At 54.4% G+C, this 4,319-nt stretch carries 4 protein-coding genes and 1 tRNA gene; 3 read left to right on the forward strand and 2 right to left on the reverse strand.

Annotated elements, in window-relative coordinates:
• A partial coding sequence (locus tag ABYO54_RS14565; RefSeq protein WP_372808971.1) for a hypothetical protein occupies positions 1-1,101 on the forward strand: 1,101 nt, incomplete at its 5' end.
• Between the two features lie 345 nt (positions 1,102-1,446).
• Here the strand turns inward: ABYO54_RS14565 and ABYO54_RS14570 are convergent.
• Positions 1,447-1,520: transfer RNA gene (locus tag ABYO54_RS14570), tRNA-Gly, on the reverse strand.
• A 303-nt stretch (positions 1,521-1,823) separates the two neighbouring features.
• On the opposite strand from ABYO54_RS14570, the gene trmB reads away from it, so the two are divergent.
• Positions 1,824-2,423 carry a tRNA (guanosine(46)-N7)-methyltransferase TrmB gene (gene trmB / locus ABYO54_RS14575; RefSeq protein ID WP_372808972.1) on the forward strand — a complete coding sequence of 200 codons (600 nt, stop codon included), beginning with the start codon at positions 1,824-1,826 and terminating at the stop codon, positions 2,421-2,423.
• Between the two features lie 84 nt (positions 2,424-2,507).
• Entirely contained in the window at positions 2,508-2,891 is a 384-nt protein-coding gene (locus tag ABYO54_RS14580) for a DUF3859 domain-containing protein (RefSeq protein ID WP_372808973.1), read from the forward strand.
• A 136-nt stretch (positions 2,892-3,027) separates the two neighbouring features.
• Here the strand turns inward: ABYO54_RS14580 and ABYO54_RS14585 are convergent, their stop codons facing one another.
• A complete protein-coding gene (locus tag ABYO54_RS14585; protein WP_372808974.1) occupies positions 3,028-4,239 on the reverse strand; it encodes an IS4 family transposase in 1,212 nt (403 codons plus the stop codon).
• Between the last annotated feature and the right edge of the window lie 80 nt (positions 4,240-4,319).

The following is a 4,319-nucleotide window of genomic DNA, read 5'->3' on the forward strand; positions in this document are numbered from 1 at the left end:
ATCAGTTTCGATTCCCCGCATACAGGGGCCAATTTCCCGCTGGGCGTGCAGGAGTATTTCAACTTCTTCGGCGGTTTTGCCGGGAAATACTCCGATCTCGCCGTTGCTCGGGAGTATCGGGACAAGCTGAATACGCCCGCCGCCTCGCAAATGCTGATTAGCCATTATACATGCACGGATCAGCTGGCGGGTGCAAATCCGTCGTACGCTTGGTTTTGGGATTCGATGAATTCATATGGTTGGCCGACAAGCTGCAAGACCGTGGCGATCAGCAATGGGTCGGGATATGGCTACAAGCAACCGTTCGATCCCGGCGAACAAATCATCCAGTGGCATTCCGATGATGGGATCACCTTGGAAATCGGAAGCAGGATTTATGCGTTATACAAATCCGCCGCTACCGCGAAGACGGTCTTTTACGGTCGTTTCGATCCGTGGGATTGGTTCGATTTGATCGATGAATCGGTCTACGAGCGCAGCTATTCCCCTTATGGGCTGGATAATGCGTCGGGCGGCACTCGGGATACGTTCCAGGAGTTGTTCGACCAACTGCCCTACAAAAACTCGGATGATTGGTGCAACTATTCCGACCATTGCTTTATCCCGACGTGCAGCTCGTTGGGCATCCCCTTAAGCCAGATTGAACAAACCATCCATAATAACGGGAGCGTTTCGTCGTTGAGCCCGTTCGATGAAATCCATTATGCCATCGACAACGAAGAGCACATCGAAATCAACGCCCGCAATAAACGGTGGTTCATGCGCGCGGTTCTTGAAGACTACGATACGGATCGGGATGGGTTCGATGACTACCAGGAATACCTGTTGGGTACGGCCTACAACAACGCATCCGATAAACTGGCGTTTTCCATCGAGTTTGATGTTGGAGCGGCCAGCTCCGCAACGCTCCGCTGGCAGGCTCTCGCCAATACGCGCTACGATGTCTATAAAGCGGAAGCGTTGGCCGGTGCATGGCAATACATCGAAAGCGTGGAGTTGACGCAGGCGGGGACGGTTGGCCGCTCCTATGCAATGGATGACGGCGCAACCAATGCGTTCTTCAAAGTCTCGGCGAGTCCCATCGACCCGGTAACCGATTAAGGAATTCCCTGCGTGGAGGCTCCGGTCCCGAATGGCACTTCGGTAAGGTCGTTTGAATACAGCCTTAACCATGTAGCCCTTCGTGTAGCAGGCCAGCGGCCTGCGGTACGCCTGCCATGTCCGTCCGCACCGGCTGGAGGGTCGTGCTCCGTCGCGACCAAAGGTCGGGCATGCTACCCCCGGCACGCCGCGATCCGTCCTCGCCGTCTTCTTTCCGTTCCCCATGCAATTCAATCGGCAATCGGAAATGTGCTCCTCCCTTCCCGCCGGATTCATGGCACTCCATCAACTGCGGGGGCGAAGAACCAAAAAAAGGGCCTTTCGGTTAAGAAAGGCCCTTAAAAGTGGAGCGGGCGAACAGATTCGAACTGTCGTAACCAGCTTGGAAGGCTGGGGTTCTACCATTGAACTACGCCCGCAGTTTTCGTAGAAACGAGCGCATAACCTAGCGGGGAGTGCGGGTGCCGTCAAGGCTTGTTGATCAACTTTTTCCGCAGGGGGCGAAATCGGGCGCAAAAGCGGGTTATCGGCGGTTTTTGAGGCTCCAGAGCCAGAAGCGGATGCGGCTGAACCAGGAGGGTTTGTTGCCGGCTTTCTTGATTCGCGCGCGCGGCTTGCCGGGTTGTGGGTCCGGTGCGGGGTTGCGCATATAGTCTCTGTCGGAGATTCCCATTTGGTTTTACTTGCCCTTCGTTGAGCAATTCGTAAACAGTACGCGCCCCATGAGCAAGAAAAAGACGACAACTTTACGAGTGATGCCGGAGAACTGGCTGGATCCCTACGACTTCAAAGCGGCGTTCCCGCATCCGGATCGTCCGCTGGAGGTGGATATCGGTTCGGGCAAGGGCCGTTTTCTGGTGGCGCGTTCGGGCAAGTTTCCGGAGACCAATTTTCTGGGGATCGAGCGGCAGAAGATCCGGATCCACAGCAGCGGCCGCCGATGCGAACGGGCCGGGCGCGAGAATGTCCGCGTTTTCCGCATGGAAGGCTACTATGCCATCAGCAAAATGATGCCGGCGTGCTATGTGGCCAATTACTATTTTTTCTTCCCGGATCCGTGGCCCAAGGCCCGCCACCATGACCAGCGGCTGTTTAACCCGGCATTCATGGACGCCTTGTTCAAGACGCTCGAGCAAAAGGGCTGCCTGCATGTGGCCACCGATCATTTGCCCTACTTCGAGGAAATCCACGCGATGCTTCAAAAGGATGAGCGCTTCGAGGAGATCGAGGCGTTCGTGCCCGACGAAGCGGAGACCACCGACTTCGAGCTGATTTTTGCGCACAAGCAGATCGGGCGCTGCTCGTTCAGAAAAAGGAGTTAGCCACATAAGGCGCAACGGGCTCGAAGAGCTTATTCTTCGTGAAGCCGCAGCTGCGGCGCCTTGTGCTGCTATGTGGCCCCCGGAATGGCTAAGAAAAAACCAGACGTGACGATGCACAGCCACGGGCTGTACGACGGGTGGGACCGCAACAGCAAGGCCCTGCCGAACCTGGTGAAGATCACCACGGAGATCGAGACCGCGCTGGAGGTCGAATTCGGCTACATCCTGCGCATCCGCAATGCGCGCAACGGCAAAATCACCTTCCGCATCGAACATCCGCCGTTCAAGGATTCCGCGGGCAACCCTGCGGCGCCGTTTGAGGGCGAGTTGTACGTGAAGACCAACGATTTCCGGTTTTTTCTGGGCGACACCATCTGGGCTCCGGTGGAGGACAAGCGCGGCGCGTGGCGGTTGATCACCTGGCTCGACGGCGAAAAGGTGGCCGACAAGACGTTGACGATGGTTTAGGCCCTTCGGGGCAGGGCCCCAGGAAACGAAAACCGGGAATCACTGCTGTCCAAAACAGGAATTAAATGCGGTTTAACACTCTAATTTCTCTTTAGAAACACCCTTTGAATCCAGATTTTCAAATTCCATCCCCCTCTTACCCGCTTGTTTCCATGTGATGCTGTCCAAGGTCGAAGCCAGGCAGCATCGGTTGCTCGTTTGGCGGGCGTAATGGCGGCGTTTCATACGGATCGCTTATCCATCTCCACAAATCCCGGTAGGTAAACAGATTCAAACGCAGCAGGGCTACGAGATTGGAGAGATGCCAGCTGCACGTGGAGCGAAACTGGAGATATTTGAGCAGCAGGATGCAGATCAGTGCTGTCCAAAGTTGAATCTGCACCGCGTTATAGCTCGTTCCTACGAAGGTCTTGATTTTCAGGTTTTGCTTGAGCGCCTTGAAAAACAGTTCGATCTGCCAGCGTTCTTTGTATATGGCCGCAATGGTGGATGCGGCCAGCGTCAGGTTGTTGGTAATGAACTCCATCTCTTCCTGCTTTTCTTCGACCCATACTCGAACAACCCGCAGTACGCTCTTGCACTTCCGGTCGCAGGCACAGTTGAAGGCATTGAGCGTAACGAGTTTGTCGAACCGGACAAGGCCCTTGGGCGGACGCTTTTTTTGGCGGGGAAGCCAATAGTAGTCGGTGTTCTTCTTTGTACGTGTCACGAAGAAAACGCCCTGCTCGGTCCAACGCTCAAACAACGAGTAATCAATGTAGCCGCGATCCATCACCACAATCGTTCCGGGCGCAAACTGCAGCTTGTTCGCGATATTGACATCGGCCTGCTTCCCTTCGGTAAGATCGGCAAACACGGGCAGATACCCGTCATGATCCAGAACCAGATGAAGCTTGGCCGCGCCCTTGGCCTTTCGATATTTCGCCCAATCGAACATCTCAATGCACAGTTCAATGACGGAGGAATCAATGCTCATCAGTTTGTTTTTAAACCGGAACTTATGCTTGGGAGCCACCGCTTTGCAGGTTTGCAGAAGGTCGTAGAAGAGGCGCTCATACAGCTCCCAGGTCCGATGCGCATTGGCGTATGAAAGCGTGGAGCGTTTGGGAGATGCACTCATTCCCAGATGGGAAAGCCTACCGGCAGAGCTTTTCAGGCCCATCGTGATCTCCCGGAGGGATTTTGCCTGAGCCAAATGACAAAACAACATGGAGACAAACTGATCCCAGCATGAAAACCCTTTGGATCTGTATTCGGCGTCAAGATCCCGCACATGTCGCGAAAAATCATTCCGGTTGAACAGGGATAAAAGTTGGCTGAACAGACTGCCGTACTGTACATTTTTCATGGGGTCTCCTTAAGGGTTGAATTATGTTTGGTCACTAAATTCTAACCTGAGACCCCCTTCATTTTAATTCTATTTTGGAC

The organism is Pontiella sp. (genome assembly GCF_041622395.1).
Taxonomy (GTDB): Bacteria; Verrucomicrobiota; Kiritimatiellia; order Kiritimatiellales; family Pontiellaceae; genus Pontiella.